Source organism: [Ruminococcus] lactaris ATCC 29176 (genome assembly GCF_025152405.1).
Taxonomy (GTDB): domain Bacteria; phylum Bacillota; class Clostridia; order Lachnospirales; family Lachnospiraceae; genus Mediterraneibacter; species Mediterraneibacter lactaris.
Genome location: NZ_CP102292.1, coordinates 111589 through 135579 on the forward strand (window position 1 = coordinate 111589; position 23991 = coordinate 135579).

Annotated in this window: 23 protein-coding genes and 2 pseudogenes; 16 read left to right on the forward strand and 9 right to left on the reverse strand. The window is 44.9% G+C overall.

What is annotated here, in order from left to right:
- Window positions 1–13 precede the first annotated feature (13 nt).
- Window positions 14–334 (reverse strand): tetratricopeptide repeat protein, encoded by a 321-nt coding sequence (locus tag NQ541_RS13320; protein ID WP_005611429.1) that lies wholly within the window; start codon window positions 332–334, stop codon window positions 14–16.
- On the reverse strand, window positions 306–1292 hold the full coding sequence (locus tag NQ541_RS00595; RefSeq protein ID WP_005611428.1) for an ATP-binding protein: 987 nt from the start codon (window positions 1290–1292) through the stop codon (window positions 306–308). Before NQ541_RS00595 ends, NQ541_RS13320 begins: the two co-directional genes overlap by 29 nt.
- A gap of 251 nt (window positions 1293–1543) precedes the next feature.
- Between NQ541_RS00595 and NQ541_RS00600 the strand changes: the two genes are divergently transcribed.
- Window positions 1544–1678: a hypothetical protein gene (locus NQ541_RS00600; RefSeq protein ID WP_004844681.1), complete on the forward strand. Its 135-nt coding sequence runs from the start codon at window positions 1544–1546 to the stop codon at window positions 1676–1678.
- A gap of 39 nt (window positions 1679–1717) precedes the next feature.
- Here NQ541_RS00600 and cptIN read toward each other — a convergent pair whose 3' ends face one another.
- Window positions 1718–2206: a type III toxin-antitoxin system CptIN family toxin gene (gene cptIN, locus NQ541_RS00605; RefSeq protein ID WP_005611427.1), complete on the reverse strand. Its 489-nt coding sequence runs from the start codon at window positions 2204–2206 to the stop codon at window positions 1718–1720.
- Window positions 2207–2494: 288 nt separating this feature from the next.
- Between cptIN and NQ541_RS00610 the strand changes: the two genes are divergently transcribed.
- The 5 genes from NQ541_RS00610 to NQ541_RS00635 all read left to right on the forward strand — a co-directional run bounded on the left by NQ541_RS00610 (window position 2495) and on the right by NQ541_RS00635 (window position 7124).
- Window positions 2495–4180 carry a recombinase family protein gene (locus NQ541_RS00610; RefSeq protein WP_005611426.1) on the forward strand — a complete coding sequence of 562 codons (1686 nt, stop codon included), beginning with the start codon at window positions 2495–2497 and terminating at the stop codon, window positions 4178–4180.
- Between the two features lie 406 nt (window positions 4181–4586).
- Window positions 4587–4994 (forward strand): hypothetical protein, encoded by a 408-nt coding sequence (locus NQ541_RS00620; protein WP_005611419.1) that lies wholly within the window; start codon window positions 4587–4589, stop codon window positions 4992–4994.
- A gap of 397 nt (window positions 4995–5391) precedes the next feature.
- Window positions 5392–6027, forward strand: a complete 636-nt coding sequence (locus NQ541_RS00625) for a zinc ribbon domain-containing protein (protein WP_005611417.1) — start codon at window positions 5392–5394, stop codon at window positions 6025–6027.
- Window positions 6028–6182: 155 nt separating this feature from the next.
- A complete protein-coding gene (locus NQ541_RS00630; protein WP_005611413.1) occupies window positions 6183–6407 on the forward strand; it encodes a helix-turn-helix domain-containing protein in 225 nt (74 codons plus the stop codon).
- 12 nt (window positions 6408–6419) lie between these two features.
- Window positions 6420–7124: a hypothetical protein gene (locus NQ541_RS00635; protein ID WP_005611411.1), complete on the forward strand. Its 705-nt coding sequence runs from the start codon at window positions 6420–6422 to the stop codon at window positions 7122–7124.
- On the opposite strand, the gene NQ541_RS13055 is transcribed toward NQ541_RS00635, so the two are convergent.
- Entirely contained in the window at window positions 7006–7281 is a 276-nt protein-coding gene (locus tag NQ541_RS13055) for a DUF6783 domain-containing protein (RefSeq protein ID WP_147644455.1), read from the reverse strand. The genes NQ541_RS00635 and NQ541_RS13055 overlap by 119 nt on opposite strands.
- On the opposite strand from NQ541_RS13055, the gene NQ541_RS00640 reads away from it, so the two are divergent.
- The 10 genes and pseudogenes from NQ541_RS00640 to NQ541_RS13060 form a co-directional block, all read left to right on the forward strand.
- A complete protein-coding gene (locus tag NQ541_RS00640; RefSeq protein ID WP_334303786.1) occupies window positions 7183–8112 on the forward strand; it encodes an LEM-3-like GIY-YIG domain-containing protein in 930 nt (309 codons plus the stop codon). The genes NQ541_RS13055 and NQ541_RS00640 overlap by 99 nt on opposite strands.
- Window positions 8113–8295: 183 nt before the next feature.
- Window positions 8296–8775: an MGMT family protein gene (locus NQ541_RS00645; protein WP_044940749.1), complete on the forward strand. Its 480-nt coding sequence runs from the start codon at window positions 8296–8298 to the stop codon at window positions 8773–8775.
- A 182-nt stretch (window positions 8776–8957) separates the two neighbouring features.
- Complete coding sequence (locus NQ541_RS00650; RefSeq protein ID WP_005611408.1) at window positions 8958–9308, forward strand: CatA-like O-acetyltransferase; 351 nt, start codon at window positions 8958–8960, stop codon at window positions 9306–9308.
- A 175-nt stretch (window positions 9309–9483) separates the two neighbouring features.
- Window positions 9484–11028, forward strand: a complete 1545-nt coding sequence (gene istA / locus NQ541_RS00655; protein WP_005608790.1) for an IS21 family transposase — start codon at window positions 9484–9486, stop codon at window positions 11026–11028.
- Complete coding sequence (gene istB, locus NQ541_RS00660) at window positions 11025–11801, forward strand: IS21-like element helper ATPase IstB (protein WP_005608787.1); 777 nt, start codon at window positions 11025–11027, stop codon at window positions 11799–11801. Before istA ends, istB begins: the two co-directional genes overlap by 4 nt.
- Window positions 11802–11929: 128 nt before the next feature.
- Complete coding sequence (locus tag NQ541_RS00665) at window positions 11930–12229, forward strand: CatA-like O-acetyltransferase (RefSeq protein ID WP_147644454.1); 300 nt, start codon at window positions 11930–11932, stop codon at window positions 12227–12229.
- A gap of 49 nt (window positions 12230–12278) precedes the next feature.
- The gene (locus tag NQ541_RS00670; RefSeq protein ID WP_005611406.1) at window positions 12279–12599 is read left to right on the forward strand and encodes a TfoX/Sxy family protein; all 321 of its coding nucleotides are present in this window, start codon (window positions 12279–12281) and stop codon (window positions 12597–12599) included.
- 174 nt (window positions 12600–12773) lie between these two features.
- Window positions 12774–13112, forward strand: coding sequence for a hypothetical protein (locus tag NQ541_RS00675; RefSeq protein WP_005611403.1), 339 nt, complete (start codon window positions 12774–12776; stop codon window positions 13110–13112).
- A gap of 32 nt (window positions 13113–13144) precedes the next feature.
- Entirely contained in the window at window positions 13145–13762 is a 618-nt protein-coding gene (locus tag NQ541_RS00680) for a hypothetical protein (protein ID WP_005611401.1), read from the forward strand.
- A 177-nt stretch (window positions 13763–13939) separates the two neighbouring features.
- Window positions 13940–14032 (forward strand): annotated as a pseudogene (locus NQ541_RS13060) (TnpV protein); the annotation flags it as partial.
- 35 nt (window positions 14033–14067) lie between these two features.
- Here NQ541_RS13060 and NQ541_RS13065 read toward each other — a convergent pair.
- From NQ541_RS13065 to NQ541_RS00710, 5 genes and pseudogenes are all read right to left on the reverse strand, one after another.
- Window positions 14068–14181: pseudogene (locus tag NQ541_RS13065) on the reverse strand (AAA family ATPase); the annotation flags it as partial.
- Between the two features lie 523 nt (window positions 14182–14704).
- Window positions 14705–15205, reverse strand: coding sequence for a hypothetical protein (locus NQ541_RS00695; protein ID WP_005611395.1), 501 nt, complete (start codon window positions 15203–15205; stop codon window positions 14705–14707).
- Between the two features lie 32 nt (window positions 15206–15237).
- Window positions 15238–15708: a DUF5640 domain-containing protein gene (locus NQ541_RS00700; RefSeq protein WP_207635041.1), complete on the reverse strand. Its 471-nt coding sequence runs from the start codon at window positions 15706–15708 to the stop codon at window positions 15238–15240.
- Window positions 15709–15788: 80 nt separating this feature from the next.
- Complete coding sequence (locus NQ541_RS00705) at window positions 15789–23627, reverse strand: putative Ig domain-containing protein (RefSeq protein ID WP_005611392.1); 7839 nt, start codon at window positions 23625–23627, stop codon at window positions 15789–15791.
- On the reverse strand, window positions 23624–23977 hold the full coding sequence (locus tag NQ541_RS00710) for a hypothetical protein (protein ID WP_005611390.1): 354 nt from the start codon (window positions 23975–23977) through the stop codon (window positions 23624–23626). The genes NQ541_RS00705 and NQ541_RS00710 overlap by 4 nt, the downstream gene beginning before the upstream one ends.
- Between the last annotated feature and the right edge of the window lie 14 nt (window positions 23978–23991).

Here is a 23991-nt window from a genome sequence, read left to right on the forward strand (position 1 = left end):
GTCCGCCGTAAAATTATAGCTGTTTTGTTAAAAAGGTTGATATCTGCTGTCCAAGAAAGAAACCAACTTGTGGATATAATTCTTGAATTTCCTGATATTTTGCTTCAATCAATTCCGGTTCATCAGCCCAAATTTTTTCATATATTTTAAAAGCTTTTTTAAAATGTGATTTGGCTTGTGAAAGACTGGCGGTCATCAGATAAATGGTTGCAAGGGTTTCCTGAACTTTGGCATAATCCAGACAGTCATCGGAATGGTATTCCTTGATGATGCCGGATAATTTTTGTAATTCGGAGATCCCTCTTTCAGGTTCCTGCTGTTCTGTCAGGAACATTGCATAATTGGCAATCTGAGGTATAGAATACCGATGTCAGCTGGAAGAGAGCGTTCATATCCTCTATTTCTTTTAATGGCAGAGTACAGTATTCATCCAGTTTGCTTCTGGTTGTAAACAAAATCTGGCAGCGATATTTTAATACTACTGACAGAAAGCTGTCTTGTGTAGCAGAGACATTAAAATTGTCTATGATCAACAGAGTATCAGATTTCAGAGAACGCAGAAAACGGTTATGTCTTTGAAACCGTTCCTGTTCACTGATTTCTGGTGGATCATCAATAAAATCCATGTCAGTAATATCCTGATGAAGATCACCTGTATATTCTACATATAGAATGTTAGTGTAATGCTTTTTGTAATGTTTTGCGTAGGCTTTGGCAAGTTCGCTTTTACCAATACCGGCAATTCCGCAAAGAAAAACATGACGGTTTTCCTCAAGCATGGTATATAATTCTTCCAGTTCTTTATCTCTTCCGATAAAATGACGGCATGGTCTCGGAACCTCACTGTCCATAATATAATCCAGCACAATGGGGGATAAAGCTCCTCCGGCGAGCAGCTTCTGATTTTTGGTATTACGTTTGATGAATTGACGTTCCATGCCAAAAGAAATCAGTTTTGCAAGAAACAGCAGTCTTGAACTGGCTGGTTTATATAAGGGAGTCAGATTTTTCTTTTTCGCATCTGAGATGCTGTCATCCTGAATGAATAAAGTGTAAATATCTTCTATAGCCATATTACAGTCAGACATCAGTGGAAGAAGATTCTGGTGGATGGTATGGGCTAATTTTTCCTGGTTGGATGGCTTGGAATAGTAAGCGGATATTTTAGGACTGATTTTAGCCTGACCAGTCATCCAGCGGCAAACCAGACCGTTATCCATTGAAAAATCCTGATTTGCCGGATCATCCATAAAATCTTCAAATAATTCGTATAAAAAATCAGGCTGACTCATTTGATTACTTTCGCTGATATGATTTTTTAAGCAAGTGCTAATAGAAGAAAAATCGCATCGATTCAATAGAAATTCCCCTTTCGTAGTTAAAGATTAAGTATATCCATCATAACACGAACATATATTCGGTTCAAGGAAATGCGGATATTTTTAAATTGATTGTGTCAATTTACAATCAATTTCTATTCAATGTGGTTTTCTGGCAGGTTCTGTAAAATAAGCTCAGATCAAAACAATAACGGGAGGAGCTTATGCAACAGAATATTGAATTTGAGCGGTGTATTGATTTTCTGGTACGGATGATTGATAAGTACGGCGAAGAAGTCCTCCGGGAGTTGGAGGAAGAAAAACAGAATAAAGAAGAAAAAGAAGCGGCAGTTTCCTGAAATACAAAATGTAAATCAGACTGTCGCTTTTTTGTGAAATTATTCGGCTGCGTTATCTTTTACTTCTGCAAGCATAATCTGCTCTAGTCGGTCAATATCTGGAAATACCACCTTTTTGCCTCTGGAATGAAGTTGACGAATTTTTTTCATATGTGTTGTTACTTCCCTGTGAATGGAATGCTTAACAGGAACCGGATTATTATTTCGAGTATGTATATGGTCAAGATAGTAATCTCTGATTGGAAACATATTCTGGAGAAGAAAAGCAGCTTCTTTTCCATCAAATTCACCTAAAACAATCGTTAGGCACTTTCCGTATTTAGCCACCTGTTTATCGTGTATTGCTTTAAACTTTTCTACACGAGAACTGAGTGGAACCATCCATAACAGAGAAGTTTTATTGTCACGCAGACAGTAAAAAGTAAGACGGTATGTACCCCCTTCTTTGTTCTGCATTAAGTTGGAATCCTGTACTTTTTCAAAGTATTCATCTTTAATATGGTAAACGTATCCTTCTTGATATATCATGTTTATCACCTATAAAATAAGCCCTGCCATGCGGCAGGGCCGAAATTTTCGAGCCGGACATTTATTAGACGCTTCCGGTGAGCGAACAATATTTTCGAGCCGATCACTTATAAGCCGCCAACGGTGGGCGAACAATATTTTCGATGACAGAAATCCTGTCTCTATCATTATTATATGTTTGTAACGAAAATATGTCAATAAAAAATGAAAAGAAGTATTGAAAATAGTTGGAACAAGTACTAAAATAAAGTTGGGACAATAAAACAGAGTTATACTGCGAGGAAAATTATGAAGAATAAAAAGATTAAATGCGATATATATACCAGAGTATCCACAACCATGCAGGTGGATGGCTACAGTCTGGATGCTCAAAAAGAAAAACTCAAGAGATATGCGGAATTTCAGAACATGGAAATCGTAAATGAGTATTCCGATGAAGGTAAGTCTGGAAAGAGCGTAGAGGGCAGACCGGAATTTCAGAGAATGTTGGATAATATTGAGAATGGAACAGATAAGGTGCAGTTTGTACTGGTGTTCAAGCTTTCCAGATTTGGTCGTAATGCGGCAGATGTTTTAAATTCTTTGCAGAGGATGCAGGATTTTGGAGTGAATCTGATCTGTGTTGAAGATGGGATTGACAGCTCAAAAGATAGTGGAAAGCTGATGATTTCCGTTTTGTCTGCGGTGGCAGAGATTGAACGAGAGAATATTCTTGTTCAAACAATGGAAGGACGTAAGCAGAAAGCTAGGGAAGGAAAATGGAACGGCGGGTTTGCTCCTTATGGCTATGAGCTGGTAAATGGAGAATTGCAGATCGCAGAGGACGAAGCAGAGATTATTCGTCTGATTTATGATAAATTTATTCATACCAATATGGGAATCTCTGCGATTGCTGCATGGCTGAACCAGCATGGATATAAAAAGAAAAAACGACAGAATAATACACTGGACGCATTTGCCACATCATTTATAAAAGGCGTTTTGGATAATCCGGTATACTGTGGAAAGCTGGCTTATGGACGAAGGAAAAACGAGAAAGTTTCTGGTACAAGAAATGAATATCGCATTGTAAAGCAGGAAAATCATATGCTGCACGATGGTATCCATGAAGGGATTGTTTCAGAAACAGACTGGGAGCTGGCTCATCAAAAACGAGAAAAAACAGGTGTGAAATATGAAAAGACACATAGTCTCGATCATGAGCATATTTTATCTGGAATATTGAGATGCCCGTTATGTGGAAGCGGTATGTATGGGAACGTGAACCGAAAGAAAAAGAAAGACGGAACCTTATATAAGGATTATTTCTATTATGCCTGCAAACATCGTCGCCTGGTAGATGGTCATAAATGTGGATATCGTAAACAATGGAGCGAGGAGAAGATTAACAATGCAGTGGAAGAAGTTATTCGGAAACTGGTGAAGAATCCTAAATTTGAAGACGCAATTCTGAATAAAATCGGTTCAAGAATAGATACAGAAGAAATAGAAAAAGAGATTGAAGGACTGGAAAAACAGCACAGGCAGCTGACCGGAGCAAAAGCAAGGCTTGGACAGCAGATGGATAGTCTGGATATCATGGATAAATTTTATGAAAAGAAATATCAGGATATGGAGACAAGGTTATACCGTTTGTATGATGAGATTGAAGGCGTGGAGAACAGTATAGAAGAAATCAAGAACCGCCTGCTGAATATCCAGCAACAGAAAATATCAGAAGAAAACGTCTATCAATTTCTTTTATATTTTGATAAACTATATGATAAGTTCACCGACCTGGAGAAGAAAGAATTTCTTAACAGTTTTGTAGAACAGGTGGACATTTATGAGCAGGAGCAGCCAGATGGCAGATTCCTGAAGCACATAAAGTTCCGTTTTCCGGTGTATTTTGGAGACAGGGAAACACAGGAACTTTATTGGGACAACGAAAGTACCGTTGAGACGGTCTGTTTGCTGTCAAGGAAAGATAAATAAAGGCTAAAAAGTGGCGTATTTCCGGGCTTTTTGCGAGGTGAGCATCATCAGAGGAGCCTTGCGAAAAGCTCGGTTTTCTTATATGGAAACATATCTACTTTTCGGTCTGACTGGAGAGAAATTGAGTACCGGAGAATAGCGGTAGGGTTTAGGCTGTGGATTGGTTATCAGATATTTACTTATGTAAAAAATAAAGAAATTGAGCTATCAGCACAACCCCATGAGGTGTTTGGAATGTTGTTATATGCGAAAACTGATGAAGCGGTATTACCTAACAACAGTTATAAAATGAGCGGCAATACAATTAGCGTTAAGACTTTGGATTTGGATTGTGATTTCTCTGAAATTGCAAATCAGCTAAATAAAATTGTTGAATCACACTTTGGAATAGAAGCGAGGTGTTAGCATGAGTCGTGGATTTGGTGCACATGCAGATTTAGTTGCACAGGATAATGAAACCGTCATATATCAATATGGTGGCTATAATTTGAATGAGCCAGAGTTTAGAAATGAAAAACACTTATATGATGGGTTGATAACCATTTCTCGTAGTTGTTTTGCAGAACCTGAAATACATGAGAAATTAAAGAGGATGCCCAGTGGTAGAAAAAAGCTAATTACTAAGCGTATTCCTGTAAGAGTCGATTACCCTCAGATGATTAGTGATGGACGTATAATTATTGAAAATTGCAGTAACTGCTGGCATCGCACACACGATGGAATTGATGTAATGGTGTGTCATATATTATTCCATTTGTTTTTACAGTATCAAGAAGATGGAAAGATGCCAGATTACATCAGCTATAACGTGTAATTATAAGGTCGAGACAATGGCAATTAAAGCGGAAACAGTTCTACTATGACCAATTCCCTAAATGACCCATCAGAGGTGGAGACGATAGTCCTCCCTGTGCTGTTATATATAGTAGCAACAAGGAAAACTTGATATGTTTCCACTAACGATAAGGGTTCAGTGAGCGGATTGGATAAGGGCAGATTATGCCGATAGATATGTTTCCGCAAACAAGCGATATTTGGCTCAAAATACACAGATATGTTCCAATATGGCGACATCAATCAGCACGTATCGAGCCACATCGAGAGCGTAGTTCTGTTGACTAAAGTACACAAGTAAATGTGTGAAAATGCTTGAAATATAAGGTTTTTCCGAGGATTTGGATGTAAATCCAAGTTCTCTGATTTTCTGCGTTTTGGAAGTTGCGAATAAGCAGATTTTTATACTTGCAAATATGCATTATCGAGCATCATATAATGTAATAAATGTGGGGATCTTTTCAGAAGAGTTGCGTGGAAAGCCGGGGGGTGCATTTTATAACAAATGGAGATGTGCCAGCCGAATTGAGAAGGGTCCGAAAGAAGGCTGTGATGCCGAGGCAATCAGTGAATCTGAAATTCAAAAAGCAGTCATGAGAGCCATCAATAAGACTCTTGGAGGAAGAGAAGAATTTTTGATGCAATTACAGCATAATATCGAAGATGTGCTGAATGGTGATTCTACGGCAACACTTGAGTATATAGACCAAAGAATGGCGGAATTGCAGGAAAAGCTTGTGATGTGCGTAAATAAAAATGCCGAGTATGATGTTATAGCAAAGGAAATAGATGCCTTGAGGGAAAAGAAAGCAGCAGTTGTAACAAAGGATGCTGAACAGGAAATGCTCAGAAAACGAATTAATGAAATGCGACATTTTCTTCAAACGCAAACAAGCAGAATCACAGAATATGATGAGCAATTGGTCAGAAGGCTTATTGAAAAAATCACAGTTTATGATGATAAATTAATCTTCGAATTCAAATCCGGCATGACTGTTGAACTCAAAAGATAATTGAATAGGAACTATTACATCAACACCTTGCAGCAATGTAGGGTGTTTTTTCGTTCATAGAAAATTTATAGAGTGGAACCGTGTCTGGATTGAATTTATCAACCAAATGGTTTATAATGTGGTAAGTGAGGTCGTTTTAGACATGGAGGATAACGATGAAGACATCCGATATGATTAAAGAATTATGTAATAAAAAGAATATAAGTCTTTCAGAACTTGCAAGGCGCATAGGTCAGACTCCACAGAACTTTGGTAAGAAACTGAAACGAGATACAGTTACTCTTGAGGAGTTGAAACAGATAGCTGATGTGATGGAGGTTACTTTTGAACAGTCATTTGTCTTTCCAAATGGAGAACAGATAAAAACGAGTAACGAATAGGCGGTGAGTAGCATGGATACTGTGGATTTGATTATTAAATCATCAATGGAATTTTATAATGATTTGAAAGCTGATGAGAATGGTCGATATCGTTCATGGGAACACTGCTATTCACATTTCATAAAAGCAAGAGAATCCAAAGAAGTCGATTATGATTATCTGAGTTTACAACTAGCTTTCTATTTAGCAAGTTGGGGGATGTATAGAGGGTCATCGTTTCTTTTACAGAAAGACTATAGAGTACATGTTCCTGTAGTAAAGGAATTGTTGAACAAAAAATATGATGCTTTAGCTGGAATAGAATGTGCAGCTTTTAAAGAAGAAAGCAATCAAAAGTTGCTACAGGATATCAATTCGTTTTTAGAGAAATACTACGATAAAATCAGACACGAAGTTAAAGAGCAAGAAATTAAGAATCAGCTATCATATACGCTTATAACAAAAATACTTATGGGGACGTTAGGCTGCGTTCCAGCATATGATAGATATTTTATTGCTGGCATAAAAAATCAGAAAGTTGCAACAGGAAATTATAATCTTAATTCGATTATGCAGCTTGTTGAGTTTTATGAAAGGAATTCTAAAAGGTTGGAACCTGTTAGAGAAAAAATGGAAGTAGAAGGTATGCCATATCCACAGATGAAAATGCTTGATATGGGATTTTGGCAGGTCGGTTTTGATTTGGATACAAACAAAGGAATAAAGACTGCTCACTAGAGTGTGTCTGAAAAATGCTTTCTGCAAGATATATGTCACAATTTATGGGAGATTTTGTCTGAATGAGCGCGGCGTAGCGGGCTATGTCAACCGAATGAAGGTAAAATATACCACAAAGTGGGGCGTGCAGATTGCAGGAATGATTTTTAAGACACACTCTAGGAGAAATGCTATGGATAGATTTTCAGAGAAGAGCCTTCTTTCACTTGGAGATTATTATGTGTACGGACTCGTAGATCCACGCAATAAACAAATCTTTTATATTGGAAAAGGTACAAAAAACAGAGTTCTTGAACATGAAAAAGAAAGTCTGGGCAGTCCTGATAGTGAGAAGTTAAAGCTAAGGACTATATCAGAAATCAAGAATGCCGGACTTGAAGTTGAGAAAATAATCATCAATTCAAACTTAACTGAAGAAGAGGCATTTGCTGCAGAGGCATCACTGATCAACGCTTTTAATTATATAAGTGATGCAAAGCTTACGAACATCGTAGCTGGGCATCATTCAGCTGAGGCATTGTCGGTAGATGACTTTGAAAGAATAAATGGTGCAGTTGAACTTGAAGAAAAAGACATCAAACATAGAATTCTTGTCATCAAGATAAACAGACTCTATCAAAGGGGTATGGATGAAAAGGTTCTGTATGATGCTGTTCGTGGAGTTTGGCGAGCCTCGAAAGAAAAGGTTAGGACAATTGAGTATGTATTCGGTGTTTACAATTCTTTGATTGTTGCCGTATATAAGCCATCAGAGTGGCTTGTATGTAAAGAGGCAAAGGACAGACTTCCAAGACAGGATATTGTTCTTACACCGAAAACTGAAAATAGATTATTTTTTGTGGATGAAAGATATGAGCAGGGACTTCCGTTGGATGAGAATGAAGAATTCTATTTAGGAAAGTCGATAGCTGGATTGAAACTTAATCAATCAGCACAAAATCCGATTACATATCTGTATCCACCGGAGAAAGATAAAATTCATATTTAATGAAATTGACAAATCGAAATTGACCGAGCTCTTTGGAGCGAGGGATGCTTCTTGTCCGAAGGGCAAGAAGATGGAGCATAGAAAGAGTTTAACAACTCATTATTTGTGAAAGCAAAAAAATTCAAACAGCCTCATTGCATGGCTTATAAAAACAGGCTATGCTTAAAGCAGGAGGTGGCTATTATGGCAAATGAAGATAAAAAAGATTTCAACGCTATGTTGCATGACAGTAAGGACATGCCTAAGTTTCAGACGATTACGGATGAAAAGAGCATAGAAAAATATGGTGGGGACAGAATGTACTTTGCACCGCCAATCGACTATGACAGAATTATGAAGTGTGTTCCCTATGGAAAAGTAATTACTGTTGGGAAAATTCGTGGTTACTTCGCAGAACAAAACGGCGCAGATTTTACAGAGCCTATTACGGCGGGAATTTTTGTATCCATTGCAGCTTGGGCAAGCTATCAGCGCTCTGAGGATGAAACGCCTTATTGGAGAACGCTGAAAGCAAATGGAGAGTTAAACGCAAAATATCCTGGTGGTATAGAAGCGCAGAAAGAAAAATTAGAAGCAGAAGGGCATACAATTATTCAGCGGGGGCGCAAAAATATCAGTTATTATGTAAAAGATTATGAAAAGGCGATGTTTGAATTGAATTAGACAGCTTCCCATTTGTAGCACTGGAAGGTATGAAAGTGTAAGGGATATAATATGTTTTTGATTATAGTTGACTTGATGATGGCAACGAGAGGACGGTGATGATTGACATGAGGCTTTGCATTGCATTGACCGGTATAGTTTATAAATCATAATAAAACATTTGGAAATATTTGGAGGATAAAATGACTATATCGGATAAAAACATGAATTATAAAATAATAGATAAGCAGACTTATTACAGGAGTGGAGTGTTCCGGCATTTTTCAGAAGATTGTAAATGTTCCACTTCTATGACGGCAAGAATTAATGTGACAGCACTGAAAAAGTTTTCGGAAGATTCTGGTACGAAGTTTTATATTAATTTTCTGTATATACTCGCAAAGGTACTTAATTCCAGAGAGGATTACAGAATGGGGTATATTTGGCAGACCGAAGAACTGATTTGCTATGACCAGATTAATCCCGCACAGTATATTTTTCACGAGGATACGGAGACCTGTACACCGGTTTATACCGTTTATAATGTAGACTGATTATTCCGGGGCTCTCTGAGCCACCTGTCCGGACTTTGAGAGCCACCATTCCGGAGAATGAGAGCCATATATTCCGGTAATTCAGAGCCACCTTATTTGGCTCTATTACATATATTTCCTTTATACTGTAAATACACACCTTTGGTGTGAATACAGATAAAGGAGGTCATAAGTTATGACCAAGTATCGTGAAATCCTACGCTTGAAAAGCTTAGGATTCAGTGAGAGGAACATCGCACAGAGTTGCGGTGTATCCAGAAACACAGTCGCTAAGGTTTTGAAAAAGGCAGCGGAAATCAAGCTTTCATGGCCGCTGGATTTCGACATGACCGACAGTGCACTAGAGGAGCTGATGTTTCCTAAGGATAAGTCGGCAACGAATAAACGCATGCCAAACTTTGACTACATTCGCAAAGAACTTCTGCGAAATGGTGTAAACAAAAAGCTTCTCTGGGTAGAATACTGTGAGGAGTGCCGCATGAGCAGCGAAGAGCCTCTAATGTATTCTCAGTTCTGCTACTACATCCAGAAGGATGAAGAAAAACGCAGGGCTACCATGCGTATCCCCAGAAAACCAGGTGAACAGATTGAAGTTGACTGGGCCGGTGACCCTGCCCACATCATTGATCCGGACACCGGAGAAATCACAGATGCATGGATATTTGTAGGTGTATTAACTTACAGTCAGTATGCTTTTGTAAAAGCATATATGAATGAGAAAATCGACAACTGGATCAAAGCTCATGTCCAGATGTTTGATTTCTTTGGAGGTGTCACACCTATGCTCGTTTCTGATAACTGTACAACCGCAGTGAATCATAAAAAGAGTGACTGGTACAACACTGCCTTAAACACAACTTATCATGAGATGGCAGAACATTACAATCTCGCCATCCTTCCGGCCAGAATCCGGAAACCCAAGGATAAACCGAATGTAGAGGGATCAGTAGGAAAGATATCCACATGGATAACAGCAGCCCTTCGCAATGAGCAGTTTTTCTCTCTTGCAGAATTAAATGCTTCAATCCGTGAAAAACTGGATGCCTACAACGCCCGTAAATTTCAGAAAAAGGAATGTAGCAGACTCAGTTTATTTCTTGGGGAAGAAATGCCATTACTGGCTCCGTTGCCTGCTACACCTTTTGAACTGGCTGAGTGGAAACAAGCCACCGTCCAGTTTAACTATCACATCGCAGTAGACAGAATGTTCTACTCCGTGCCTTATCAGTATATCAAAAATAAGGTGGATGTGCGTATAACAGATACAACGGTTGAAATATTTTATAATCACAATCGTATTGCCTCTCACAGACGACTCTATGGAAGAAGCGGTCAGTATTCTACAGTGACAGAACATATGCCACAGGAACACCAGAAATATCTGGAATGGAACGGTGACCGGTTCCGTAAGTGGGCTGATTCGATTGGAATTAACACAAGCAAGGTTGTCGATGCAATACTTACCTCCGGCAGGATTGAACAGCAATCCTACAGAAGCTGCATGGGATTACTGAAACTGGCAGAAAAATATTCGCCTGGAAAACTGGAGCAGGTCTGTGCTAAGGCACTTTCTTATTCCGGTAAACCCAGCTATAAAAGTATCAAAAATCTATTGGCTGCTGTGAAGAATGTACCTGGTACTGAACCAGAAGCATCTCAAGCAGAAAAACCACACGGCATAACCAGAGGAGCCAGATACTATGGAGGTAAACAATCATGACAAATCAAAGTACAATCGATAAACTTATTGAAATGCGTCTGACTGCTATGGCGGATGCATTCCGCATCCAGATGGATGATCCTACAATGAAGGAAGTGCCGTTCGAGGATCGGTTCGGTATGCTTGTTGATGTCGAATACAGCAACCGTAAAAACAATCGTCTGAAAAGGCTGATCCGCCAGGCTGAACTTGAGCAGCCAGATGCGAGCATTGCAGCAATTGATTATCATTCTGGGCGAAAACTGAACAAAGCATTGATTAATCGTCTGGCAACCTGTGAATACATTACAGAATACCGGAACATCTTTATTACTGGAGCAACTGGAAGCGGTAAAACCTACATGGCCTGTGCCTTTGGCATGGAAGCATGCAAGCACTATTACTCAGTACGGTATGTACGACTTCCTGATCTATTATTGGACTTACAGGCTGCCAGGGACAATGGAACTTTCTCGACTGCCCTGAAGAAATACACTAAGCCAATAGTACTGATTATTGATGAGTGGCTGCTTCTTAAATTGACAGAAGCTGAAGCCAGAAATCTTTTTGAACTGATACATAAAAGACGAAAAAAATCTTCAACGATCTTTTGTTCTCAGTTCCGTGAAAGTGAATGGTACCAGCAAATCTGTGATGGTGAAAGTACTCTTGCTGATGCCATCATGGATCGTATATCGTATGATTCTTATAAGATCGATATTGAAAGTGTTGACCCATCTAAAGACCTCTCTATGAGAGAAGTGTATGGACTGGATCCTGCAATGGCAAAGTAACTTAATAAATAAAATGGGGTGGCTCCGTTAGTCCGGACAGGTGGCTCTCGCCACACCGGACTGGCGGCTCTGCCGCACCGTAATATTCAGTAGACTATCACGTTTTCTATAAGGATTGTGCAGAGGATATCAGAAAAGCGAAGGAGACAAGAGAATATCTTCTTGATATGGCAAATCATCCAAACTGGTTTGATGCTTCTTACATTTCATGGTTGTCTTATGACTCATTGAATATTGAGCTTCCAGACGGGCATCTGTTTTTTGCACCGATTATCAACTGGGGAAGGTATCATGAAGAAAACGGACAGTTTTTAATGCCGGTCAGTGTGAGACTGAATCATGCAATTGCTGACGGGTATCTGGTTGCAAAGGTATTTAAGCTGCTGGAGGATGAGATGTCAGCATTTTGTAATCAGTATAAGAATTAAAGGTCTAACTTACCTTAAAAGAGAAAAATTGGAAGTATAGAGAGGAAATATGGCATCGAGTAAAGATTATTTAGAATTTATTTTAGGACAGTTATGCGAGTTAAACGATATATCATATAGAGCAATGATGGGAGAATTTATACTCTATTATAAGGGCAAGATTGTTGGTGGAATTTATGATGACAGGCTACTGGTGAAACCAGTAAAAGCAGCAATTTCTTATATGCCAAATGCTGAGTATGAATTGCCGTACGATGGGGCAAAAGAGATGTTGCTTGTAGATGATGTTGACAATAAGGATTACTTGACCGGATTGTTTGATGCCATGTATGACGAATTGCCAAATCAAAAGCCCAAAAAGAAGAGGTAGAACAACAATTCAAGTTTGTAGGGATAATATGAAAAAATGAAGTTTAAGGAACAGAGCTTTACCCTGTTTGCCTATACAAATTATATGGCAATTCAAGGTTATCACAGGCTCAAAACCCTAGATTTTAAGGAAAAAGGTGCGTTCCACCATTCCCTTGTACAATAGGGGTTGAGTATGTTTTTCGTTGAACAACCGAGCCACATCGAGACGGTTGTTAAGTTGGTTAGAAAAACTCCCGACGCATATATCGACCTCAAAGTGGATATGGACGAGCTTGATTTGACGGCTTCGGAAGCGAAAGCAACTTATCAGGAAATCAAGGATTACATTGTGAAAAAGCACGGTGTAAAGGTTTCGTCATTATACATTGCTCAGATAAAGCAGAAGCACGGAATCATTGAAAGAGATTGTTATAATAAGTCGAAAGCCGAAGAAGCAAAAGTACCACAGTGTACGCCTGAAAAGGAAAAACTGATTGAAGAAGCGTTGCGATATTTCAAAATGATTCCATAAAATGTCATACGAATTACGAAAGAGAGATTGTTATGCAAGAATGGTTAAAATATGTGCTAGAATTAGTGGGTGGGATATCGGTTGTAGTGTGTACTACATTAGGAGTTTGTAAAGGCATTTTTGAAAAATACATCTATACTCAGATAGGAAAATCTGCTGAAAAAGAGTTAGAAAAAGCAAAGAGTTCATTTTCAAGAAGTTTTACTGCATATGAAATTCTTTTGAAAAAAGAATTTGAATATTATGAGTCTATAGATAAAATATACGCTAAAGTCATAGTAGATGTTCAGGATATTGGGTTTTATAGCATAGAGAAAAATGATGTTAAGAGTGAAATTAGATGTGAAAATCTTAAAGAAATATCTTTAAGATTATTGAAAGCAATAACAGAACTGAAAAATCTAAATTTGCTTTATCAAGTATATGTACCTATAGAAATTTTCTCTGTTACAGGACGAGTTGTTATTGCAATGCAAAATAACTGCGAGTTAATATCAAAGACGACAACAAATGTTTTTGAAGGAAAGGAATGTGATGAAGAAAAAATAAAAGAATTTATTAATAGCGTACTTACGGGAATCGCTTTATCAAATACATTGATTAAAAACAGATTAGAAGTTTTAACTTCAAATAGTCCAAAAGATTTTTAAACAAGTTGCCCTACAACTTGTAAGGTAATTTGTGCGTTTAGATAATGTATGAACGGCACATTGGTAAAATTAAAAATCCTTCTGTAAAATGATAGTACAATCAAATTACAGGAGGATTTTTCTATGAAAACAATATTTGAACAGCAAGGTGTCGAGTATCGTCAGACGGGAGATTATATGTTTCCTAATGTGGAACTGACCGAACAGACAGAATATCAAATTGGTGTATGGGGTCAACGTTATAAGCGATACATAAAATCAAATCACCGAGTTCGCTATTACAATTATTTGACTTCGGGCAAACTGTCTTTAAATGCAACTTCCTTAAATTCAGGATCATTGAGTTGGTTGCGAAATGCATCTGCCATTGATGTAAGACGCATCTCAATGAATTTATCTATTGTACTCTGATTTGTCATATGTGATTACCTCCGATAGTAGTCAGCACCTCTTGTGATGCCGCGTGCCTTGTGTGTGGTCTTGGAATCCGATGCTTCTGATTCCTTTTTTACAGAACCTGTTACAAGGATGTTTTTGATACTCTTGTAACTTGGCGATACCTAAAGGCAGTTACCTATCCAAACAAGGGAATTATCTGTGACTAGAATATTGAAGAACTATGGAGAATCTTTAATCGGAAATTCCCGACTAAGATTTCCATGCTAGAGAAATTTCTTGCATATTCGCTGTCAGTCATAGAAGTAGCAACAACACCGGAAATGGAAGAAGATGCTGAAAAGCTGATTCGTGATGTTAAGGACAGATCACAATTTCTATTAGTATGTAGCCATAATCCGGTGCAATCGTAGCCAAAACACAATAACTGAATACAAAAATACCAAAAAGCGAAGCCATGAAACAAATGGAAGAAAAGGCAGCAATGCCAATTCAACCAATGAGTTTTGTGGATTTTTTTGTTGCCTTAAACCACATTTTGAAATCTCAAAACAGTGGTGACAGGGAAGCAATGTAACCAATTAACCCGGGCTGCTTCCCGCGGTTGATTGCCGTATTGATATTATCTACCAAATAGTAAATCTGCTCGTTCAGCGGTTTTACTCTCTCGGAAACATACAGATTGCTTTTCAGCTCCGCCGCCTGATGGATGCTGGTCATCTGCGACAGCTTTTCGATCAGCTCCGCACTTTTCTTTACCGTGATGAATTTGGACGATTCCACCGCATCAATCAGCAGTTTCAACTCCGGCAGAGTAAATAAATGACTACTCAGGGAATAGCGGTTCTCACGGCTTCTTTCTTCTTCAATATCAATGCCAATATCACAGAGCTTCGCAATATCGCCCGGTATTGTTTTTCTGTCGCAGGAAATGCCGTTGCCCTTCAGAAAAGCGAGGATGTCCGCCGTTGTTGCATAATGCTCGGCATCCGTGTGTTGCCAAAGGTATTTCAATATGTATAACAGTCTGCTCTTGGATTCTGCCATAGCGTCACTCCTGTTGTTTTTTGCGGAAGCCCTTATTTCTTTGAGCTTCTTTTCAGCTCGTATGTCCCGCCGACCGTGCCCTCGCCACCGATCAAGGTAAGGGTATTTCCGTCAACGGTAAATTCATATTCGGAATCCCGCACCGACTCGTTGACGTAATCGATCATGAGCTTGTTGCCGTCGATGGTATAGGTGAAATCGTAGGATATGGAGGGCAGCTCCATTGCGCCGCTTCCGCTGCCGTCAAAGGAATAGGTGGTCGTTCCGTCGAACTCCCATGTGCCTGCAAGTGCGTCCGTGCCGCCGGAGCAGCCTTTTGCCAGCAGTATAATGCCAACGATGATTACCGCCAGTGCGGCGATCGCACCGCAAAGCACCATACGGCACTGCGTCTGTTTTTTCTTCCTTTTTCTGATTCTCTCTACCGTTCGATCTGACTCGTTCGGGAATCGTCCCGGCGGTTGTTGCCTGACGGGGCGGTTCGATTGATAATCCTGCATCATGTGGTTCTTCTCCGGTCCAAGCGAAAGGGCGATGACGGCAATGTCCGTCACCGCCCTTTGCTCAAAGGTTCGCAGCTGATTTATTCAGCGTTTTCTTTCTTCTTTTTGCTGTAAACGGTGATGCCGATCACTACGCCGCCGCTGACAAACAGCAGTGCGATCCAGAGGATCATATTGCTGTTGTCACCGGTCTGCGGAGAATCCGAATCGGTCGGCTTGCCCGGCTCAGTCGGTGTTCCGGTAGCCGGAATCTCAACTGCCGCCTTCTTGTAGCCGCAAACCCTGCACTCCTCATGCTTGGAGCCCTTTTGCGTTGCGGTCGCTTCCTTGTCAACAACCCACTTGAAGTCGTGTGCCGCCTTATCGGCCTTATCTCCGCAAGAGCACTCATGCCAGTGGTTCGTAGCATCGTTCTTCCAGTCGGAGCCGTAGCTGTGAGTATGCTCGCCGCCGCCGGTTGCCGGGATAGTTTCGATTGTCATCGTATAACCGCAGACGGTGCATTCCTTATGCTTTGAGCCGTCGGTTGTAGCAGTTGCCGGGGTGTCGATGATCCATTCGCCGGCGGTATGCGCTGCTGTATCTTTCTTATCACCGCAGGAGCACTCATGCCAGTGGTTGTCGGCATCGTTCTTCCACTCGCTGCCGTAGCTGTGAGTATGCTCACCGCCGCCGGTTGCCGGGATAGTTTCGGTTGCCATCGTATAACCGCAGACGGTGCATTCCTTATGCTTTGAGCCGTCGGTTGTAGCAGTTGCCGGGGTGTCGATGATCCATTCGCCGGCGGTATGCGCTGCTGTATCTTTCTTATCGCCGCAGGAGCACTCATGCCAGTGGTTGTCGGCATCGTTCTTCCACTCGCTGCCGTAGCTGTGAGTATGCTCGCCGCCGCCGGTTGCCGGGATGGTTTCAGTTGTCATCGTATAACCGCAGACGGTGCATTCCTTATGCTTTGAGCCGCTTGTGGTAGCTGTTGCCGGGGTGTCGATGATCCATTCACCGGCGGTATGTGCCGCCTTGCTGTCCTCGATGATCACGCCGCAGCCGACAACGGTGCACTCTTTCCAGTGATCGGTATGATCGGACTTCCAGTCGGAAACGCTATGACCTGTTGCCGCAAGGATTACGCTTGTCTTGTCGGTAATTTCGGATGCACCAGTTGCATCCTCAAACCACTTGTCACAGCCGTCGCAGGTGTAATATGCCGTGTTACCTTTCTCCGTGCAAGTAGGAGCCTTTGCGGGAACGAGGGTCAGATTGTGCGTATGCGGTACGGTCTTGTCATATCCGCAGGTGTCGCAGATGTTATCGCTGCCGTAATCGTGAGCCGCCTCCTCCTTCTTTTCGTGACAGCGAGAGCATTCTTTCCAATGATTGTCTGTGTCCTTGCTCCAATCGCTTGCCCATGCGTGCCCGAGCTGTGTACCTGCTGCTGTAAAGGTTTCTGTTGTGCTGATCTCTCCGCAGGAGCAGCTCTTGAAATATACTGCATCGTTGGTGCAGTCGGCAGCCGACTTGAGGGTTTCCGGCTTCTGAATTTCCTGATCGTAGGTATGAGTATGGGGAATTGTGTAGGTCGCTTTCACGCTGACTTCACTGTCAGGCATTATGAAAGTAGTGGTTTCACTGTTCGCATCTTCAAGAGTAGTGTTGCCGCTTTCTACTACCCACTTATCAAACACCTTACCGTCAGGAGCCGCATTTGCGGTCAGAGTAATGGTTGTGCCTTGTGCCGCTTTACTGATTTCGCTTCCTGCACCGATTGTCGCTTTGCCGTCCGTTACGATGATGGAATACTCTTTACTCTCCCAGATTGCATAGAAGGTAGTATCCGAGCTTACTTCATAGGTCGTGCCGGAAATAACCGAACCGTCGGCACTGGTTGACCAGCCATTGAATTGCTTGCCTTCCGGTTCAGTAAAACCGCAGGAAGGCAGGGTATAGCTGCCGGAAACGCCGGTGACATCTGCCATTGTGCCGCCGCCACCGTTGGCATTGAATCTGACGGTATACTCGGCAGGCGCGGCTTTGGTTATCGTAATAGACAGCTCCTTCGTATCGCTGCCCGCACTGTTTTCCGCCTTAACGGTGAAGCTGGCGGTTCCCGCTGCGGTAGGCGTGCCGCTGATCTCGCCGGTGGCTTCGTCCAGCGTCAGGCCGGCAGGGAGATTGCCACTGTCAATGCCCCATGTGATGGGCGTAGTGCCGGTGGCGCTCAGGGTCTGGCTGTACGCCTCGCCCACCTTGCCGCCCGGCAGGGTGTCCGTGGTGATGGTGGGGGCGGCGGCAGCATTTTCGCTGATGGTGAAGTAATGCTCTGCCTTGCCGCAGTAGTTTCCCGTGCCGTACAGCGTCACCTTGGGAGCCTTTTTGCTGTCAAAGCCCTCGTCGCCCGGTGTGAGGGTGTAGGGATGGACGTTGTTGGAATAGATGGCGGTGTAGTCCGTGTTCTCCGTAAGCTGCTTCGTTTTGTTCTCGCCCGTCTGATGGGAAAGCCCCGTCAGCTTCTTTTCGCTGCCGTCATGGGCGCAGTCCGTCAGCCCCTCGAGCGTCAAAAGCCCATGCTCATAGCAGTATCCAAGATCATACTTGTCGCAGAGTGCGCATTTGCCGTACTCGTCAGGGCTATGGTCAATGGTCTTTCCGTTGACGGTGCTGCCGCAGATGGTGATGTTTTCCGCCGGAATACCGGGCAGCTCCTTTGTGTGCAGCTTGTCATAGACATAGTTTGTGCCGTCCTTTTCCTCAAGCCGGAAGGATTCCACCGTGCTGTTCAGAATTTGAATCTTTCCAATCTCTGAAGCTCTGCCAGACGAGTTTTTCCCGATGCCGGGAATATAGTCGGTACCAGACCTCAAATTGCCGCCCTTTGCGGTCACGGTGCTGTTTTCAATAAGAATATTTATCTGGCCTCCACTTGAGCCATACGCCGCGCCGATGGCGGGGCCGAACAATTCATTGCGAACGGACACCTGGCTGTTCGCAATGCGGATACGGCTCTCACCATAGGATTGGGATTGTGTACCGTTGCCGATAACCGCGTTGACTGAAGACCTACTATCGATTTGGCTGTCCTGAATGTCGATGCTGCCAAAGGAAGCCTTTTCGCCGCCGCCAATCGTGCAGCGATTATAGGTGTACTCGTCGTTCAGGCGGATGATGCTGCCGCGGATCACGATCTCTTCAACGGAAGAATATTCTCCACGAGCGCCGATGATATCGCCCGTCAACACGGTGCTGTCCGTGATCTCTAGCCTTTTCAGTGTCTTTGCGTCATTCGGTGATTTCGCGTTTTCGTCCATAAAAATGCCGTAGGTGTGCAGATCGGAATCCCGAACGGCGATGCTCCCATTGCCGCCGACGCGAATGCTTCTAAAATGCGGCAGCCTGATCTCGCTTTCTTCAATGACGAGCTCGCTGTTGCTGCCCACGCGGATCCCGTCGGTACGAGTGGTGAGTTCGTCCGTGGATGCAACGTGGCAGTTTCGGATGGTGAGCTTCCCGCCCGGCGAGTCTGCGTCCCAGCCGATCAGAATTTTATTGCTGCTGAGAAGCGGAAGCTCTGCGTCCGAAATGGTGATGCTTCCGACGCTTCCGCCGGTGGCAGCGCCGATGCAGGCACCGTCCTTACTGGAAATGGATTTGATCGCATTGCCGTTGATGGTGATGCTTTTGCAATCCACTCCCCCAATGCTGCCGATGGCTGCGCCGCCGCCCTCGGCGAAAGCGGAGATCTCACCGCCGGTGATGCGGATGTCGCCGGTGCTGCCGATGCCTGCCGCGCTGCCTTTTCCGACCGCATGGACGACGCCGTCGGTGATGGTGACGCTGCTCTTTTGTTTGCTTTTGTCGCCAATGGCGGCGTTATTGCGATTTGCCGTGGTTTCTATATTTCCGCCGTTGATGGTAATGTGCATTTCCGCCGTGTGGTGAACTCCGGCTCCGCCGATGCCAAAGCCATTTCCATCGGAAGATGCCTTGACAGTACCGCCGTTGATGGTGATGCTGCCGCCCTCAAGCGGGCCGATCCCGTTTCCGGGAATCGCGTATAGCGGCTGGTTTTCATAGCGATTGATACCGCCGTGAGCGGTCACATTGCCGCCGTTGATGGTGATGCTGCCGCCCCGGCCGCTACTGATCGCGCTGCTGGATGCCTCGGCGATGATCGTGCCGCCGTTGATGGTGACGCTGCCGCCATTACCGTAGCATGTGCCGATTCCAAAGCTGTCTGCAGTGTGAGCGCCGCCGCTCGTCCTGAGCTTGGTACAGACGATGCCGCCGTTGATGGTGATGCTGCCGCCTTGCCTGAGATTGCCGGGCGTATCTCCGTCGGAGGAAACGTTGCGATCTTGATACGATCCGCCGATGGCGGAGGAGCCCTGCTGTCCTCTGGCGTGGATATTGCCGCCGTTGATGATGATCGTACCCTCGTTTTCATAGTAGTTGTCGTTGGCAGCCCACACGCGCACACCGGCGCCGATGCCGGACAGTCCAGCCACAGGCCACACACTCTTTTCATGATCAGACAGCTCCGGGAGGCACGCCGTCAGCTTGCCCATGGATGCCTCAGCGGTGCTCTGGGCGTATATGGTGAAGGTGTCGCCCTCCTTCACGTTGATGCCCCACGGTACCGTGAGGTGGCAGTCGTCCGTTAGAATCAGATTGACCGCGCCGTGGGTGTCCAAACGGGGCGTGATGGTCACGTCGCCCTTCACCACATACCAGCCGGCGGGCAGATCATACCATTTGTTGTCGCTATCGAAAAAATCCTCGATAATAACGCTTTCCAGCACCGTGTATTCGGTGCAGAAGCGCTCCTTGCCGTCCGCGTCCAGATAGCGCACGGGGGTTTGCTCGACAGCGTTGTTCACGGTAATGCTCAGCGCCCTTGTGTCGCTGCCCTCGCTGTTTTCTGCCTTGACGGTGAAGGTGGCGGTTCCCGCCGCAGTGGGTATGCCGCTGATTTCTCCGGTTTTTTCGTTCAGGTTCAAGCCGGCAGGCAGCACGCCTTCATCAATGCTCCATGTGATGGGCGCTGTGCTGATGGCGGTCAGGGTATGGCTGTAAGCCTTGCCTGTCTTGCCGTCCGGCAGGGTATCCGTGGTCACGATGACGGTGTAGGTGTCTGGCACAAACCGCGCCGTGAGCGTGGTTACATCCGCCGGAACGCTATCACCGGGCACGTAGAGCTTGTCGTCGCTGCCAAGCCACTTAAAGTAATTGCCTGTAGCTCCCTCCGGGCGGGTCAGACCGTCGGACGCAGGCGCGGTAAATTCGCTGCCGTTTTTCACGATGATCCGAATGCTGCTTTTATCGCCCAGCTTGCCGCCGCCAAGGTCAAGGGTAACGTCCTTCAGTCCGTCAGGACCTATCGTGCCATGGTTCAAAACCTCAAGGACGGGGCGGAAACCGACCTGCGGGTTTTGGCCCGCAGCGTCGCGGTGGCCACAGAAGCGGCTCGAATAGTGCCCGCGAACCGTACGGCGCCACGACAATCTGATCACAGAATCTTGTCCACACGAAAAAATCCCGTTCCAGTTTTTGATATATCCGTCGTCCTTGTCCAGCAGCCTGTCCCATTCGTTGCTTTGGGGCGTGCCGCGTTCTGAATCACCTGAGCCTGTATAATCACTTCCCTCGGACGGCGCGCGCAGCGTATAATCCACGCCGCCGGCGGCGTAGTCTTTGCCAAAAATCATGTCTATGGCATTCAAATGATCCCAGCTTGCCGCGTACGTTACGGCATAGTCCGCCACGAACAGGCTGTGGGCATATTTGTACGTCTCTGCATACTCCTCAGTGGTTGCCATCTCCGACGTGAGCTTGTAGGCGTCCACTGTCCCGGCATAGGTAAAGGGCACATAGTGCAGCGTATTATCCGGCAGAGCGTCGTTCACCGTGTCGGGAATGCCCACGCCGGAGAGGTCAAAGTAATAGACTCCGCCGGGAGCAAGGTTGAACTGCTCTGGGGGAACAAACTGCGCCGTCAGCTTGGTTACGTCCGCCGGAACATTATCGTCCGGAGCGTAGAGCTCGCCATCGCTGCCAAGCCACTCGAAGTAGCTGCCGGTATTTCCGTCGGGGCGGGTCAGACCGTCGGACGCAGGCGCGGTAAAGCTCTCGCCGGTTTTCACAATGATCTGGATAGTATCCGAGCTTCCTCCAAATTTTCCGCCGCCAAGGTCAAGGGTAACGGCCTTCAGTCCGTCAGAACCCAGTGTGTCAGAGTTCAGGACTTCAAGGACGGGGCGGAAACCGAGGAACGGGAAGGAGAGCGTAGTATTGGCGCCGGCATATTTGCGGGGCAAATCGTACCGGCCGCGAATCACACGGTTCGATAGCGTATTGGGTAAAGTATCTTGTCCCCAGGAACCTATATCTCTCCAGTTTTTGATATATCCGTCGTCCTTGTCCAGTATCCTGTCCCATTCGTTGCTTTGGGGCGTGCCGCGTTCTAAAGCACCCGAGCCTGTACCACCACTTCCCCCGGACGGCGCACGCAGCGTATAGTCCACGCTGCCGGTGGCGTAGCCTTTGCCAAAAATCAGCCCTGTGGCGTTCAGGTCATCCCAGCTTACCGCATGCGTTACGGCATAGTCCGCCACGAACAGGCTATGGGCATATTCGTTCTGCTGTGCATACTCCTCGGTGGTGGCCATCTCTGATGTGAGCTTGTAGGCGTCCACTGTCCCGGCATAGGTAAAGGGGACATAATGCATTGTTTTGTCCGGCAGAGAGCCGTTTGCCGTGCCGGGAATGCTCACGCCGGAGAGGTCAAAGTAATAGACGCCGCCGGGAGTGAGGGTAAACTGCTCTTGATACCCAACGGTGAGATCGATGTCTACAAAATCGCTTGCATAGTCGGTCTTTTTATCGTCGTTGCACTGCTCGCTGAAGACCTTTAAGGTATAGCTGCCCGGTGCAAGGCCGGACGGGATTTTGATCTCAACCGTTCCGTTTTCGGCAGTAGGCTGCGCTACTCTGCCATAATACTGTGCGCCGCTGTTATCCGCAAGGATGACAGAGATATATTCATTTATCCCTGCGGTCGCCCCGGTGTAATGCAGCGTAACGGTATCGCCGGGGTCGCCGCTGACGGTTGTTTCCGTTACGGCAAAATTGCGGTTGCTGTCCTTCAACGTCAGCTTCCATTCGTTTCCAGTGTATTTGGAAATCGGGGTCAAGCCTCCGTCAGGCTTTCCTCCCACAGCGGCGGATGTAAAGAGTACGGAGCTTGAATTTAAGTTAAAAGCGGGACGAACACACCACCAACTGCTGATAGCGTTCCCAGAGTAGACGACAGAACCATCACCATTCACGGTGGCGGCATCGTGATCAGAGTAACCAGGGGAGCGCAGCCACCAATAGCTTGACGCCCAACTCGGATGTTCGGGATCCACAATTCGCAGATCCTGATTTACCGCAAACGCTTCCGCTGTGGAAAGTGGCCAGAATACAGCGTTATCCACCTGCTCTCCTGCTACACAGTCGGTATTTTCTCCGTTGTAGCTTCCGCTTGTAAGCGTCCGTTTCTTTACGGCAGTATTTTCTTCTGTCGTCAGCTTTTCTGCAAGCGCGTCTATTGCGGTTTTCAAATAACTCGATGCATATCTGTTGTTTGTTCCGAAATCGGCAAATTGCAACACTGAGCTCATATTGCCCGCCGCAAGCAGGGTCATATCCCCCTGTGCGCTTGCAACGCCGTTTCCGTTATAGCCGATCACACGCCATGCAGCAGGATTATTTTCATGGTCTTGCCCGAAATACACGGTCGGTGCGCTCGCTGTGTTTACATTTTTACTTAGTGCGTCTGTGCCAAGCTGGATCGCCTTTCCTGTATCTGCCGCAAAGGCCGCTGTCGGCAGCAGCGTCAGCAACATGCAGCACAGTAGCAGGATACTGAGTATTCGTTTTTTCATTGGCTTTTCTCCTCCTGTTCGTGTCGGGCGTGCTTGTTCGCCCCGTCTTTTCTCCGGTTTTCTCTGTTTCTGAGCCGGAAGCACAGCGCGGTGATCGTCGCCGCCGCGGCAAAGGAGACGACGGCCACCAGCACATAGCCGCCCGCGTCCTCCCGCAGCAGCATTGCGCCGAAGCTGCCCCATGCGGCGGTCTGCCCCGGAGCGATAAGTGCGTCTGCCGCCTGCATCAGCACCGCGAACAGCAGCATACACGCTGCGGAGAGGCTTATTGCCTCGTGCCGCTGCCTTCGGCGGGTGTTTTCCCGCACACGCTGCTTGACGAGTGCGACCCGTCTTTCGGTATCGTACATATCGTTTGAACCTC